The organism is Buttiauxella sp. S19-1 (genome assembly GCF_022134725.1).
GTDB classification, from domain to species: Bacteria; Pseudomonadota; Gammaproteobacteria; order Enterobacterales; family Enterobacteriaceae; genus Buttiauxella; species Buttiauxella ferragutiae.
Genome location: NZ_JAHWLU010000050.1, coordinates 1 through 13,787 on the forward strand (window position 1 = coordinate 1; position 13,787 = coordinate 13,787).

Annotated in this window: 14 protein-coding genes; 12 read left to right on the forward strand and 2 right to left on the reverse strand. The window is 53.2% G+C overall.

Annotated features, from left to right (window positions below; all coding sequences use genetic code 11):
- Positions 1-88 precede the first annotated feature (88 nt).
- The 12 genes from tssF to MES37_RS12790 all read left to right on the forward strand — a co-directional run bounded on the left by tssF (position 89) and on the right by MES37_RS12790 (position 9,936).
- The gene (gene tssF / locus MES37_RS12735) at positions 89-1,843 is read left to right on the forward strand and encodes a type VI secretion system baseplate subunit TssF (RefSeq protein ID WP_237931583.1); all 1,755 of its coding nucleotides are present in this window, start codon (positions 89-91) and stop codon (positions 1,841-1,843) included.
- Entirely contained in the window at positions 1,807-2,892 is a 1,086-nt protein-coding gene (gene tssG / locus MES37_RS12740) for a type VI secretion system baseplate subunit TssG (protein ID WP_237931584.1), read from the forward strand. The genes tssF and tssG overlap by 37 nt, the downstream gene beginning before the upstream one ends.
- A complete protein-coding gene (gene tssJ, locus MES37_RS12745) occupies positions 2,870-3,415 on the forward strand; it encodes a type VI secretion system lipoprotein TssJ (protein WP_237931585.1) in 546 nt (181 codons plus the stop codon). The genes tssG and tssJ overlap by 23 nt, the downstream gene beginning before the upstream one ends.
- The gene (gene tssE / locus MES37_RS12750; RefSeq protein ID WP_237931587.1) at positions 3,415-3,870 is read left to right on the forward strand and encodes a type VI secretion system baseplate subunit TssE; all 456 of its coding nucleotides are present in this window, start codon (positions 3,415-3,417) and stop codon (positions 3,868-3,870) included. The genes tssJ and tssE overlap by 1 nt, the downstream gene beginning before the upstream one ends.
- Positions 3,871-3,886: 16 nt before the next feature.
- On the forward strand, positions 3,887-4,183 hold the full coding sequence (locus MES37_RS12755) for a DUF2513 domain-containing protein (protein ID WP_237931589.1): 297 nt from the start codon (positions 3,887-3,889) through the stop codon (positions 4,181-4,183).
- Between the two features lie 180 nt (positions 4,184-4,363).
- Positions 4,364-5,749, forward strand: a complete 1,386-nt coding sequence (locus MES37_RS12760) for a CoA transferase (RefSeq protein WP_237931591.1) — start codon at positions 4,364-4,366, stop codon at positions 5,747-5,749.
- Between the two features lie 172 nt (positions 5,750-5,921).
- Complete coding sequence (locus MES37_RS12765) at positions 5,922-7,283, forward strand: VasL domain-containing protein (protein WP_237931593.1); 1,362 nt, start codon at positions 5,922-5,924, stop codon at positions 7,281-7,283.
- 43 nt (positions 7,284-7,326) lie between these two features.
- Positions 7,327-7,938: a hypothetical protein gene (locus MES37_RS12770; RefSeq protein ID WP_237931596.1), complete on the forward strand. Its 612-nt coding sequence runs from the start codon at positions 7,327-7,329 to the stop codon at positions 7,936-7,938.
- A gap of 43 nt (positions 7,939-7,981) precedes the next feature.
- Positions 7,982-8,470, forward strand: a complete 489-nt coding sequence (locus tag MES37_RS12775; RefSeq protein ID WP_237931598.1) for a hypothetical protein — start codon at positions 7,982-7,984, stop codon at positions 8,468-8,470.
- 150 nt (positions 8,471-8,620) lie between these two features.
- The gene (gene msyB, locus MES37_RS12780) at positions 8,621-9,340 is read left to right on the forward strand and encodes an acidic protein MsyB (protein ID WP_237931599.1); all 720 of its coding nucleotides are present in this window, start codon (positions 8,621-8,623) and stop codon (positions 9,338-9,340) included.
- A 17-nt stretch (positions 9,341-9,357) separates the two neighbouring features.
- Positions 9,358-9,591 carry a hypothetical protein gene (locus tag MES37_RS12785; RefSeq protein ID WP_237931601.1) on the forward strand — a complete coding sequence of 78 codons (234 nt, stop codon included), beginning with the start codon at positions 9,358-9,360 and terminating at the stop codon, positions 9,589-9,591.
- A 39-nt stretch (positions 9,592-9,630) separates the two neighbouring features.
- Entirely contained in the window at positions 9,631-9,936 is a 306-nt protein-coding gene (locus MES37_RS12790; protein ID WP_237931603.1) for a PerC family transcriptional regulator, read from the forward strand.
- Positions 9,937-10,280: 344 nt separating this feature from the next.
- Here MES37_RS12790 and MES37_RS12795 read toward each other — a convergent pair whose 3' ends face one another.
- A complete protein-coding gene (locus MES37_RS12795; protein ID WP_237931605.1) occupies positions 10,281-12,479 on the reverse strand; it encodes a DEAD/DEAH box helicase in 2,199 nt (732 codons plus the stop codon).
- Positions 12,476-13,786: an ATP-binding protein gene (locus MES37_RS12800; RefSeq protein WP_237931607.1), complete on the reverse strand. Its 1,311-nt coding sequence runs from the start codon at positions 13,784-13,786 to the stop codon at positions 12,476-12,478. The genes MES37_RS12795 and MES37_RS12800 overlap by 4 nt, the downstream gene beginning before the upstream one ends.
- Between the last annotated feature and the right edge of the window lies 1 nt (position 13,787).

Here is a 13,787-nt window from a genome sequence, read left to right on the forward strand (position 1 = left end):
GTATTAATTGAGATGTTAAACATTAAATTCCGAATGTCTCCTGGAATTAATTAAAACAAATAAACATATAATCTATTAAGAAAATACAATGGACGACTTAACCCTGCGTTATTACGACGCCGAAATGCGCTACCTGCTTGAAGCCGGCGAAGAGTTTGCCCGTGCTCACCCTGAGCAGGCGGCAATGCTCAATCTCGACAAAGCTGGCGCACGCGACCCGTACGTGGAGCGCCTGTTTGAAGGCTTTGCTTTCCTGATGGGACGGCTGCGCGAGAAGCTCGACGATGACCTGCCAGAACTGACGGAAGGGCTGGTCAGCCTTTTGTGGCCGCATTATCTGCGTACCATTCCGTCGATGTCGGTGGTCGAATTCATACCTGACTGGCGCGAAATGAAAGAGCAGATGCGCATCGTTAAAGGCTTCGAAGTCAACTCCCGGCCAATTGGCGAAAAAGGCACGTGCTGCCGATACACCACCACCAAAGAAATCGACCTTCAGCCGCTGTCGCTGGAGCAGGCAAGCCTGGCAACTGATCCTGATGGCCGTTCGGTTATCACGCTGCGCTTTAACTGCAGCCAACTGGCGGACTGGAGCCGTATCGATCTCAGCCATATTCCTTTCTATTTCAATGCCGATGCGCCACTGGCCTGTGCCATGCACGAAGCCTTCACCATGAACGTGGCCCGGATGTGGCTGCGGATGCCCGGTGACATGGACAGAAGACCACTGGACGGGTATTTCACCGCCCTCGGATTTGGCGATGACGACGACCTGTGGCCGAAGGGCAGCAGCAGTTTTAGCGGCTATCAACTTCTGCTGGAGTATTTCACCTTCCGTGAGAAATTCATGTTTACCGGTCTGCGTGGGCTGGAGACCGTGGTCTTTCCGGCGGAAATTCCCTGGTTTGAAATCGACGTGGTGCTGGCGGAGCGCTGGGAGCATGACTTCAGCTTTACCGGGAAGCACTTGCGCCTGAACTGCGTGCCGGTGATTAACCTGTTCCCGCTGGAATCCGACCCGCTAACGCTGAACTCTCTGCAGACAGAGTACATGCTTCGTCCGATGCGTGTGCAGGATGGTCATACCGAGATTTATGCCGTGAACTCGGTCATGTCATCGAGTCAGCATACGTACGTACCGTTCTCCAGCTTCCGCCACAAAGGCGGGATGATGCGCCATGAAGCCCCGGAATATTACTATCACACCCGCGTGCGCCGTGGCCCATCCGGGCTGCATAACACCTGGCTGATACTCGGGGGGGAAGTTTTTGATAACCACACCATTCCTGAAGATGAAAGCCTGTCGCTGACGCTGACCGGCACCAATGGCCAGTTACCACGACGCGCACTACAAAGTACTGTGCTCGACACGGTGATGAAAACCACTTCGGCCAGTATCGCCGTGCGCAACCTTTGCGCCCCGACGCTGCCCTGTTATCCGCCCGCGCAGGACCGTTTTCACTGGCGCGTGCTGAGTCACCTTGGCAGTGGTTTTCTGTCAATGATGGATAACGCCGATGTGCTGCGCGGCACGCTGGCGCTGTATGAATGGACAGACAGCGAGATGAATCGCCGTCGTCTGGAGGCCATCATCGACGTGAAGCACAGCGAAACTGAGCGCTTCGAACAGGGCTATCTGGTGCGCGGCGTGCAGATTGAAGTGACCCTGGACAGCCACGGCTTTGCCGGTCGCGGCGATATCTGCCTGTTTGGCGAAATGCTGAGCCGATTCTTCGCGCTCTACACCGACATTTACCTGTTTAACCGCCTGATTATCATCCTGCAACCGACCGGAGAGCGCCTGGAATGGGAAGAGAAGCACAACCGCCGCATTCCCGGCTGACCCCAAGACTGGAAGCCGACCTTCATCGCATTAACTTTTACCGATTCTGCCAGCTGCTGGAGAAGCGTAATCCGGATAAACCGTTGATGGGCTCAACCAGCCATCCCGCGGATGACCCGGTGCGCTTTGTCCCGCATCCGGGGATGGGGTTTCCGGTCAGCGAGCTGAAAGCAGTCGAGTACGACGAAGATGATGACAGCCAACCGCCGGTCATTCGCACCACCTTTATGGGTCTGTATGGCGTCGATTCCCCGCTCCCAACCGCGTATCTGGATGATATCACCCAGCGCCGGGAAGGGCATGATGCACTGCAGGGCTTTCTGGATATTTTCAGCCACCGCATCCTGACTCAGTTTTACCGCATCTGGCGTAAATACTCCTATCCGGCCACGTTCGAGCCCGGCGGGACCGACAGTATTTCGCAGTCTCTACTCGGCCTGGTGGGGCTGGGGATACCGGGTACGGCAGAGCATATCGCCACCCCGGTGTCGCGCTTTCTGTCGTTGCTTGGTGTGCTGCAACAGCCCGGCAAAACCCAGGAGGGGATGCAGGCGCTGGTGAGCCTGCTGGCGCTAGATACCACGGTGCAGGTCAGCCCGTATTGCCTGCGGCCGGTGGAGGTCAGTCAGCCACTGGGTTTTTATGGCGACGACGATTTTCTGCTGGATGGTAATACGCCGCTCGGTGAAGAGGCGATGGATGCCAACAGCCAGTTGCTGATTGCCCTTTCTACCGACAACGAGCTGGAGTCGCAGGGCTGGAAACCGGATGGCCTGCTGTATCAGGATTTTCTGGTGATGCTGCGGGTTTATCTGGGCTGGCGCTTTAAGGCAAAAATCACCCTGACTACCCATACCCGACTGTTGACGGTGCCTCCTCTCGGCGAGGGGCCTTTCTGGCTCGGCATGAATGGCGTGCTGGGCGCAGAGGAAGAGGTGCTTTCTGACGATATCCCGCTGAATTTTACGACGGAACTGGGTTATTACACAGGTCTGCAGCCCGCAATACTACAACAAGGAAACCGACGTGTTACGTACAAGTTTGACTAAAACCACACGCTGGCTGCCAGCTTTGCTGGCTGTAAGCCTGACGGGCTGTGGCGTGACGCAGGATGTCGCGGATGGCACAAAATCAGTCTATACCGCCGTGTTTTACAAGAAGATTAAGGTGCTGCATCTGGATTTTACGGCGCGTGAAGCACTCAACACTGATGCGCGCGAAAGCAACTCCCTGTCCGAACCCGTCGTGGTACGGGTCTACCAGCTGAAGGACCGTAAGGTTTTTGATAAAACGGTCTATCAACAACTGCTCAAAGACGGCGAAACACGCCTGAAAGACGAACTGCTGGCCAGTCGTGATGTGGTGGTGAAACCGGGCGGGGATGCAAATCTCGATATGCCGATGGAAGAGGACGCACAATTTGTGGCCGTGGTGGGGCTGTTCCGTCATCCGGATATGGTGAACAACACCTGGAAGCAGGTTATCAATCGCAACGATTTGGAACCGGACAAGCCGCGTATTCTGGAAGCCGGGAATAACCAACTGACATTACAGCCGCTGAAGGATGACTGATGCCCCAGGGACACAACACACCATCGTTGTATGAAATGCTGAGCGGTAATTTCTCTGGCGGCCTGAGCCTCAGCCAGGTCAGTGAACAGAACCAGGTGATTTTATCTGTCCTCGACAACATGCAGCGCGTGCTCAACTGCCGCGCCGGTACGCTGGCGCACCTGCCGGACTACGGTCTGCCGGATATGACCAAAATCCTGCAGGGTATGCCGGGAACCGCCCATGAGCTGATGGGCAAACTCTCCTCGGCGTTGCTTAAATATGAGCCGCGCTTAAAGCGCATCGATGTGGTGTTGCTACCCCAGACCATGCCGGGAGAACTGGCTTATGCCATTGATGCGGAACTCAAGGGTATCGGTCTGGTGCGCTACGGGACCGAATTTATGCCGGAGGGGCGTGTGCTCATCCGGCATCTTAAACAGCAGCAGTATGTCGATATGCGATCGGCACTTTGAGCGTTGAGATGACTTGATGAAAAGAGACTGGGATTTGCTGCGCCAGCAACTGATTTCCATCGAAGAAGACAGCGATTTACTGGCCGGATGCCCAGTGAAGCCAAACCCTCTGGTTGATATATTCAGCTTTACGAATGAGGAAATTAATCAGCGGTGCCAGTTTTATCGGCAATTCGAATCTCATTTCTTTGGGCATCTGGAATTGCTGCTCGATAATGGCTATATCAAGGGTGTCAGTATTGTTCATGGTGTTGACGGGCAGATATCCTGGGATGTCAGTTCTCCGGCACTGACGATGAAAGGCCACGATTGACTCGATACCATGCGTTCTTTCCCCTTGTGGGCGTCAATTAAAACCATGGCCACAAGTAAAGGCATTGAGCTGACATTCGATGCGATCAAAACGCTGGGGGCTGTGGCGCTGGCTCGCCTGATTAGCTGAGTCCACCGGCCCAGTTTTCCCTGTGTTCAACCTCCTTTTCCGAGTAGGTAAATGACATTATCTCTTTTTGAACATCTGCGCGAGGAACTGGGGCTGACGCATATCCCTGATGCGCAGGTCAGTATTACCGGTGCTGACCCTGTTTACCCGATGCCGTTTCGCACGGGAGAAGCGGCAGCTGCAGTGCTGGCCCTGCAGGGCGTGATGCTTGATGCACTTCGTGTGCAGCACGGGATGCCCCCACAGCACATTGCCGTGGACTGCCGCAGCGCGGCGGCGTCCACCTGCGCGGTCGCCTTCCAGCGCCAGAACGGGCACAACTGGCAGTACAATGACCCGGACTATCCGACAACGGATTTTTATCTTACCGGTGATGGCCGCTGGATATTCCTGCACGGGGGCTACCCGAAGCTGCGCGACGGTATTCTGGATATTCTGGATGTGCCCAATAACCGTACCCGCATCGCGCAGGCTGTTGCAGGATGGAATGCGGAATATCTGGAGTCCACGCTGGCCGATGCCGGGTTATGTGGCACCGTGACCCGCACATCCGAAGAGTGGCTGGCGCATCCGCAGGGAAGAGCGGTGAATAAAGAGCCGCTGCTCCGTCTGACGAAGCTGAGCGACAGCACACCACGCGCCCGGCACTATGGTTTTAACCAGACGTTGCAGTCGTTCAGAGTACTGGATTTCACCCACGTCATTGCCGGACCGACCGCTACCCGTGGGCTGGCACAGATGGGGGCGGATGTGTTGCATATTTCATCCCCGAACCGGCCACGCATTCTGCCGTTTGATGTGGACACTAACCACGGCAAGCGTAATGTGTACCTTGATTTATCTGTTTCAGTTGACCGTCAGACTGCGGCCCGCCTGGTGCGTGACGGTGATGTGTTTGTGCAGAGCTATCGCCCGGATGCGCTGAACCGCTACGGCCTCAGCGCCCCGGAAATGATGGCCCTTAACCCGCATCTGATAGCCGTGAATCTGAACTGTTACGGTCACACAGGCCCGTGGAAAACTCGCCCCGGTTTTGAACAACTGGCGCAGACCTGCACCGGAATGGCCTTGGCTCAAGGGGAGGGGGTGAAGCCGCTGCTGGCACCAACCTATCCGAACGATTACCTGACAGGTTACCTTGCCACCCTTGGCGTGCTGATGGCGCTGGAGCGTCAGGCGCGGGAAGGCGGTGCCTGGCAGGTAGATGTCTCGTTATGCCGCACTGCCACCTGGCTGCAACAACTGGGGCAGGTGACGGGCTGGCAGAAAGCAGGTGGCCCTGGAGAAGAGTGGATTGTCGGCTGCATGGCAACTGAAACCGGTCCCTTTGGTGAACTGCAGTACTTTAATACTGCCCTGCATATGGATAAAACGCCGCTGCGTTTCACCACGCCGGCCATGCCGCTCGGCGCACATCTGCCGGTGTGGCCAGACTGATACCTGAATGCCCAGGGGGAATACTCCCCGGGCGGGTTGAGAATTCATTTACACCCATAAAAAGTCTGATGACGGGAAACCCTCGTCATGCTTTGCCGCGCCTGCTTACCGGCTCAGGTGAAGCCTATGCTGAACTTTTCTGATAATAACTGATTAAAAGAGGACACAATTGATGTCTTACGGTACCCCTCATCGTCTGCGGTCCGGTGGAGACCCCCGTGCTCTGCCGGACTATACGCAGCTTCGCGATGAACTTAGTAAACTGACCCACCCGGCGCGCCCGGACGTGGACTGGCAGCAGGTGGAAAGCCTGTGCCTCAGCCTGTTCAGCCAGAATGGGGTGGAGCTGCAGACCGCCGCCTGGTACACACTGGCACGTGTGCAGATTGCCGGGTTGCACGGGCTCTGCGAAGGACTGGCGGTACTGGAAGTCCTGCTTGCACACCAGTGGGGCGGTCTCTGGCCGCAACCGGTACATGCCCGGATGGAAATCCTGACGAGCCTGAGCCAGCGCCTGCAGCAGGTGATGCGTACGCTGGCGTTCAGCTACAGCGACCTCGGAAAACTCTACCAGGTAGAGCAACATCTGTCTGGTATGGAGGCAGTCCTGCAACGTCTTGAACTGAAGCATATCAGCCAGCTTGAGACCCTGCGTATACAGCTACATAACGCGGCGATACGGCTGGAAAACAGTAGCGGCACCGGAAAAGATGAAGCGTATCCGGGCATTGCTTTGCCGGATACGGTGACGAAAAATGTTCCGCCCCGGGCCACTCCTGCCACCACGCAATGGATATTTGTGGCACAACCGGAACCCACAGAAAATATCACTGTGGTGAAAACACCCTCGCCACAACCCCGGCCCTGGAAAGCCTTTATTGCGGGCGCTGTTGTGATGCTGGTGGCAGGCAGTACAGCTGTGTGGGGCTGGCAGGTGTTTAACCATCAGGACCTGCAAACAGTTCAGCTTGAGGCTTCCCTGGTGCCTTTGCCGGAAGTGCTGTCAGAGCAGCAGCTGATGGCGCTGAAGCAAAAGAACGACCTGCCGGTTGACCTCATTCCCCGGACGCAACAGCAACTGACCCGACTTGCGCACCTGTCCCCGGTATGGGCACTACAGTATGGAAATCAGCTGGTCCGTCAGGCGCAGGTACTTGAGCCAGCCCAAAGTCAGACGCTGGTGCGGCAATGGCAACAGCAGCTGAACGCCGCCGCACTCCCTCCGGAAAGCCTCACTGGCTGGTATCAGGGGATGACACAACTGCAACAGCTGGCTGACCGTCTCAACATACTGGACGGACAGCGCGGAAAATACATCACGGTGAGTGAACTGAAATCACAGGTGTTCAGCATCACTCAGGCGTTTAATCGAGCGGTACCCGTGGAGGAACAACTGCGTCAGCTGGCACAAACACCACAGGCACAACCCTTGCCAGCGGCACAGCAGAGCCAGACGGAAATGGCTCTTGATGCGCTGCTGAACCGCTACATACTGACCACGATGCGCCCGGATCAGAATTCTGTTTCACCCTAAAAAACTATGGCCAGTTAACGATATTTTACTGATGAACACTGAGATGGATAAACATAATACTGTAAAACAATATCACCGGAAATTATGGACAACGGAAGAGCTCCGCTTTGTTGAGCAGCGCTATGGCACTCTTCTCGTCACTGAAATAGCACAACGCCTGCAACGGACGCCCGGTTCAGTGAAAAGCATGGCCCGACGACTGGGATGTGGTGGTAAGCAACTTCACTGGACGGATGCCAATATCGCGGTACTGACAACCCATTATGCAGCGGGAGCCGATAAGGCAACGATAATGGCGATGTTACCCGAGCGGACATGGACGGGAATTCTGAGCAAGGTTTTTGCGCTGGGTATTATTCGCCGTAAATGGCAACCGGAAGAATACCGTATTCTGGAAAAATACTACGCTTCCGAAGGGATTCGTGTTGCTGACCGTCTGCCTGAAAGAACCGTATCCGCTGTGGCAAATCAGGCCCATGCACTGAAAATCAGGCACCCCAGAGGATTGCGCTGGGACGAAAACGAACTGAAACTGCTGGCGCAAAACCAGCATTTACCGGTCACTGAACTGGCAAAACTGTTTCCCCGCAGGAGCCGTATCGCGGTTTACCACCATTGGGCGAAACTCAGAAAGCAACAATCCAGTGTGAAATGACCGATGGAAGATAACATCAGCCGCCATGGCAATGGGAGATAATGTGTCAACCAGAGAGCGCTTTTTTAACAAAGTACAGCAAAAACACAACACCACTGTGCCCGGCGACGGGGCTGTCGATGCGGATATTCAGGCATTTTGTCAGCGCATGAATGCACTGGCGCAGCAGGTACAACAGTGGTTTGATGGCTCAGGTATTGAGGTGATTATCGGGACCAAAACCTTACAAGACCTGAGTACGGTTGGCCGTAGCCTCAACAACGGCGCATCTCGCTACGACATCACCACCATCAGAGTGCAGAACGATACCCGCAGCGTGAGTATTCTGCCTGAACAGCTTTACCAGCTGGAACAGAAAGGTTGTTTAACAATGACCGTTGAGGTGCCGGACCTTGAGCCCACCCGGCAACATTTTTATTTGAGTATGGCCCCGGAAGCGGGCTGGGTTATCCGGAATGAGCGCCAGTTGATAAGCAGTAACCACATGATGACTGAAGACGTATTCTTCCGCGCTATCGAAAACCTGGCCTGAATGTAAATAAAACAGCTAATAGAGGCTCGTTATATTGCAGATAAACTCCGAAATAAATTATTAAATAATAACATTCTATTTTCTTTTGCTGCCGATGTTTCGGCGGTCTCTGGCTATTTCAATTACGGACAAATTACGAGGGTTATTATTGTGGGTCTGGTTTATAAAGAAGATGAAGATTTACATTTTTTACAGCATTGTTCGGAAGAACAGTTAAAAGTGATTACCGCACTGTTAACGCATGACGATAAAGGGAAGCAACGTCTTGCCAGTGAATTACTCAAACATGAAGAATTTCGGGCACTCGATGACCATCCTGAGCAACACCGTCGTCACTGGCAGCTGATAGCGGGGGAGCTGCAGCATTTTGGCGGTGACAGTATTGCCAATAAGGTGCGCGGGCATGGCCTGCTGTACCGGACAATCCTGCTGGATGTGTGCAAACGCCTGAAGCTGAAAGCAGGCAAAGAGATGTCAACGCTGGAGATAGAGCAGAGCCTGCTGGAGCATTTTCTGCGTAACAGCTGGCAGAAGATGGATGAGGCTCACAGGGCTGAATTTCTGGCGGCGGTTGATGCGAAAGTCACGGAGCTTGAAGCGCTGTTACCTCAGTTGATGCAGGACAAACAGCTGGCGGCAGGCGTGTCGCACCTCCTTTCAGGGCAACTCAGTAAGATTTTACGCACACATGCGGCTATCGGGGTTATCGGTCACGGCCTGGTGCGTGGCGCCGGGCTGGGTGGGCCTTTTGGCGCGGCACTCAATGGGGTCAAGGCGGTCAGCGGCGGGGCATTCCGGGTCACAATCCCGACTGTACTGCAGATAGCCTGCCTGCGCCGGATAGTTATGTCAGACCAGACCACCGGGTAATGCAGAAATCAGCGTGGATGCTTTTAACTACAGTGCTAGTGGTGGGGTGTACCGGCAAACCCGTACCGAAGAAATCGGATGAATTTACTGCACCAGAAAGTGCAGTGATGATTTGTTGTCCGGTGAAAAACGGTTTTGCCTGCGACTGGCTGACCGAAGCGGAAGACGGGCACGAAAAAATGGCGCTTGCCCGGATCAGCAAAAGCACGGGTGTAATGACAGCAGTCTGTCCTTTATCGCCTTCGGCATAAAAGACACATTGCTTAGGATGCAAAAGAGAAGGGTTAACGATGTCGGAAGTTGTACAGGATGCCGTGGCTGAAAAGCTGGAGGTATCAGGTTTATGGCGGCGGGCGAAAGCTCGCTGGCTTGAAGTCATGCAGTCACCGGAACTGACGGAACCACAGCGGCTCTGGATACGCCAGCGCAGGGAGCATTGTCAGGCACAGATTACGCCAGTGCCGGTACCGGAAAGGCTGGATATTGCCGCGATCAATAAAGCGGCGAATGCCACGCAGGTGCGGATGGGGATTGCGCAGCCAAATGGTGCAATGTTCCGAGCATTTCCAGAAAAGAAGAATGTGAAGAGAAAATGATAAATCAATGGGGATCTGACCGGTAGGTAAGTTCCAGAAGCAGACATTGCTCACACAATTGCGAGTTAGTCGTTGGAAGGTAGATTACCTCTATTGAGAATTTCCATCACATCCCATATATCGATGTAGAGGGCTTCCCTCTTAAACCTCTAAAGGATAACTATTATGGGTCTTAAGCCTGGTCCAAAACCAATTGCTAAATCGACAGGAAAACCGGATCAACGTCGGCGTGATAATAAAGATACTCCGGGTAATACTCCGGGGCTCAAGCCTAGTAAATCCACAGGGAAATAAAAAAATTCAGGGTATAGACGATTTATTTATACCCTGATTATAAATCCAAGTTACTGAAGATTTTCCTGCAGCCAGGTACGTGTACCTTCAACATCAAAAGCTTTCGCACCATATCCTTTCGCAAGCAAGGATTCGGGCAGATACTCATCATATTTATCCAGATATTTGTCTGGAACATCCGCAGCAAGCTCAATTTCTGTAGGTAAACCCGACAATAGTATTTCTTTAAGCGCTTGCTGGACTGAGGCTACATTTGAGTCCCCGACTTCTATCACACCTGCATATGAATTGGCTTTGAAGCCACTACGTAGGAGCAAAGCCGTCATCGTATTGACGACTTTATCGCCCATCCAGAGGAGCACGTAACAGTGCTGACCGCTACCAATAAAATGGGTGTTTTGCAGATTGAAACGCTGGAAGTTGTCACGGCCTTCCGCAAAGAGGTTTCTGGCGGCAGCATCCGCATAATCAACTCTCTGGTTACCTACCGCGATGCGATAGTCATTTTCTCTGTAGATTGCGAGCATCTCCTGGCGAACAACATCATGAACAGACATACCTCCACCACTAAACTTTGGTGGCTGACCACCTTTGGTCGCCTCAACATAGATAACTTTTTTTTCCACTTCTATCTCAGTCACTTTCCAGCGCCGTCCGCCGAAGATGATGTGCTGTTCAGGCAAAAGCGGGGAGTCTATGGGCACTGTGCCAAGGGTTCGGCTTCCCGTGACAATTCGGAACTCTTCTGGCGTATTAAACACGGCGTAAAACGTGTAATGGTTAGTCAGCTTCTCCCCTTCAGCCCCAACAACCATCTCTCCGCTAGCAAGTTGTGTGAGCAGTCCACATGCCCCCATATGCTTAAGCAGACTTTTGAAATCGGTTAACTCGACGTTCCGGAATGGGCCGGTTTGACACAATTGTGACCACAGCTGATCGGCTCGAACACCACCCCATTGCGCAGTGATCGCCAGAATCTGGTGCAACAGCGTAGAGTAATGCATCTGGCAAGTATCAGCCGGCTCGAACCATCGCTGAGAGATCATCAGTCTAATCATTGCCATCGACTGAACCATCTGCAGCCGCAGTTGGTCCACGATGCTACTGGTTGCAGTAAGTTCATCTTCAGTAATGAGCATCCTTAGCACCGACGGGGAGTCGCGCCGCCCTGACCGCCCCATGCGTTGGCGCAGACTTGATACGGAATGCGGGGGGGTAACCTGAATAACCGACTGCACCTTACCGATATCAATACCCAGCTCAAGCGTCATGGTACAGACAGCTGTTGTGGGCAAATTCCCTTTTTGTAGACGGGCTTCTAGTGTTTCGCGTAATTCCCTGGCCAGGGATCCGTGATGGGGAAAGAATTCATTCGGAACAATATGCTCCTCACACATGTCACTCAGTGTTGCGGCAATGCTTTCAGTACGCCTTCGACTGTTTGCAAAGACCAAATGGGAGTCGCCACGGCAGAGTCTGAAAATGTCAGCGCAGACGTGTTTTTCTGCTGAGTTCTGCGGTTCTTCTCCTTTTTCACTCACCGACTCCATGTAGCCTTTAACCTGCACCTGCAATGTGGCCTTGCTGCTGTCGTCTGTCACTGTTTCGCAAGGCAGTCGCTTATCCGGGCGCAACAGCTCAGGCACTTTATCCAGTTCTCCCAGCGTGGCGCTTAACGCAACGCGGGGAATCGGGTTTGCGTGACGGCTAAGTACATGATCGATTCTGTTGAGCAGGGAGAGCAGTTGCATACCGCGCTCTGTACCAATAAACGCGTGAAACTCATCAATAACAATGTAGGCGACTGGCGAAAATGCCTGCTTAAGCCAACCCAAGGAGTTTATGAGTAAAGACTCAAGAGATTCTGGCGTAATGAGTAAAATGCCTGAGGGGCTTGTCCGGGCCTTCTTCTTTTTACTTTGCAGTATATCACCGTGCCAGGGTGTCACTGGCATATCCAGCGCTTCACCAAGACTCTCAAGACGACGGTACTGATCGTTAATGAGTGCCTTAAGCGGGCTGATATATACAATGCCAAACCCACTTGTGATATCTGCAATCGCTGAGCAGGCAGGCAAAAAGAATGCCTCCGTTTTACCCGCGGCGGTACCGGCACTGATTAACACGTCGCGGTCACGGGCTAATATTGCCGGGATAGCGCTCTTTTGCAGAGGTCTTAAATCAGGCCAGCCTTGCTTATAAACCCACTTACGAACGCGAGGGTCGAGACGATCGTACGCGCTGCTCATAATGTGAAGTTGGCTAGGCCGTCATCGTCTTCCTGCGCAATGGCATCATCCATGTCGCTGGGCCTGTCATCCTCAATCGCCACACCCGAGATAAGCATCTGCCAGTCCATCATGTTGTTTTGCTCCAGCACAGCCAGCATGTCGAGGAACCCTTTGATGGTATTCCGGGGCGTACGGAAGTAAGCGTCCCCGATGGTTTTACTACAGTGATGTAGAAAACCGGTGAGTGCGTCATCTGATACCAGGTACTTCTCGGGCTCTCCGCCAGCATAAACGTGGCGGAGGTTTTTCAGTAAAATATAGAGTTCTTCTGGGGTGAGACTGGCCAGATGCAGCGTGGGTGATGAGTAGTCAATTACCCCAGCTTTCTGTGCGAACCGGTTTTCCGCCAGACGCGATTGCAGCGCTTCGTAACTGTAAAGTCCTTTACGCGGATCAAACAAGAACTCGGGAGTACCACCAAGAATAAAACCAATATTCTCGGCAGAACCCTGCAGACAGTCATTCAGGATCCGCAGAATCTGTTCGTAGTTCGCTGTTCTCGCCTGCGTGTTATTCAGCTTATAGAGGTTCACCATCTCGTCGAGACTGACCAATAATCCGGCATAGCCTGCCTGGCGAACAAAAAGGCTCATCAACTTCAACGCATCATAGAACGAAGCATCTGAGATAATAGTCCGAACATCAAGATCGTTACGGGCATCGGTTTTGGTAGTATATTCTCCACGTAGCCAGCGAATGGCATTGGATTTTAACGTTTCATTATCCTGCTCGTGCCCGCGCCAGAATGCATCGATGACTTTAGCAAAGTCATATCCGCCCACCATGTCTGACAAAGCAGCCAGGCGCTTATGAATAACCGATGAAACTAGGGAGCCATCCGCATCGGCTTCCTTCCTTGCCTCAGTGACGAACCTTTCCACAACGCTAAGTAACGCATTGCCATCAGGTTTATTTCGGGTGGACATGTTTTTCATCAGCTCTGAGTAGAGATTACGCGCTTGACCTCCCGATGAGTGAATACGTCTGTCGGGAGAAAGGTCGGCACTGACTGATACTAGCTTTTTCTCCAGCGCAATAGAGCGCACTACACTCAGAAAGAACGTTTTGCCGGATCCGTATTCACCGATGATAAGTCTGAAGCTTGCGCCACCGTCAGCAATCCTCTCAATATCTTGGTGGAGAGCGGTTATCTCATTCATGCGGCCAACCTGGATATGCTGAATGCCTATCCTTGGCGTCACTCCCGACTTCAGTGATTGAATAATAGCGTCGCGTTCTTTAACTCTTATGCGTGTTACAGACATT

Excerpts from the sequence above, each read along its gene's own strand:
- MES37_RS12760 (WP_237931591.1), top strand. The coding sequence starts at position 4,364 with ATGACATTATCTCTTTTTGAACATCTGCGCGAGGAACTGGGGCTGACG.
- MES37_RS12755 (WP_237931589.1), top strand. The coding sequence starts at position 3,887 with ATGAAAAGAGACTGGGATTTGCTGCGCCAGCAACTGATTTCCATCGAA.
- tssF (WP_237931583.1), top strand. The coding sequence starts at position 89 with ATGGACGACTTAACCCTGCGTTATTACGACGCCGAAATGCGCTACCTG.
- tssG (WP_237931584.1), top strand. The coding sequence starts at position 1,807 with ATGGGAAGAGAAGCACAACCGCCGCATTCCCGGCTGACCCCAAGACTG.
- MES37_RS12795 (WP_237931605.1), bottom strand. The coding sequence starts at position 12,479 with ATGAGCAGCGCGTACGATCGTCTCGACCCTCGCGTTCGTAAGTGGGTT.
- MES37_RS12765 (WP_237931593.1), top strand. The coding sequence starts at position 5,922 with ATGTCTTACGGTACCCCTCATCGTCTGCGGTCCGGTGGAGACCCCCGT.
- MES37_RS12770 (WP_237931596.1), top strand. The coding sequence starts at position 7,327 with ATGGATAAACATAATACTGTAAAACAATATCACCGGAAATTATGGACA.
- MES37_RS12790 (WP_237931603.1), top strand. The coding sequence starts at position 9,631 with ATGTCGGAAGTTGTACAGGATGCCGTGGCTGAAAAGCTGGAGGTATCA.
- MES37_RS12800 (WP_237931607.1), bottom strand. The coding sequence starts at position 13,786 with ATGTCTGTAACACGCATAAGAGTTAAAGAACGCGACGCTATTATTCAA.
- MES37_RS12785 (WP_237931601.1), top strand. The coding sequence starts at position 9,358 with ATGCTTTTAACTACAGTGCTAGTGGTGGGGTGTACCGGCAAACCCGTA.
- tssE (WP_237931587.1), top strand. The coding sequence starts at position 3,415 with ATGCCCCAGGGACACAACACACCATCGTTGTATGAAATGCTGAGCGGT.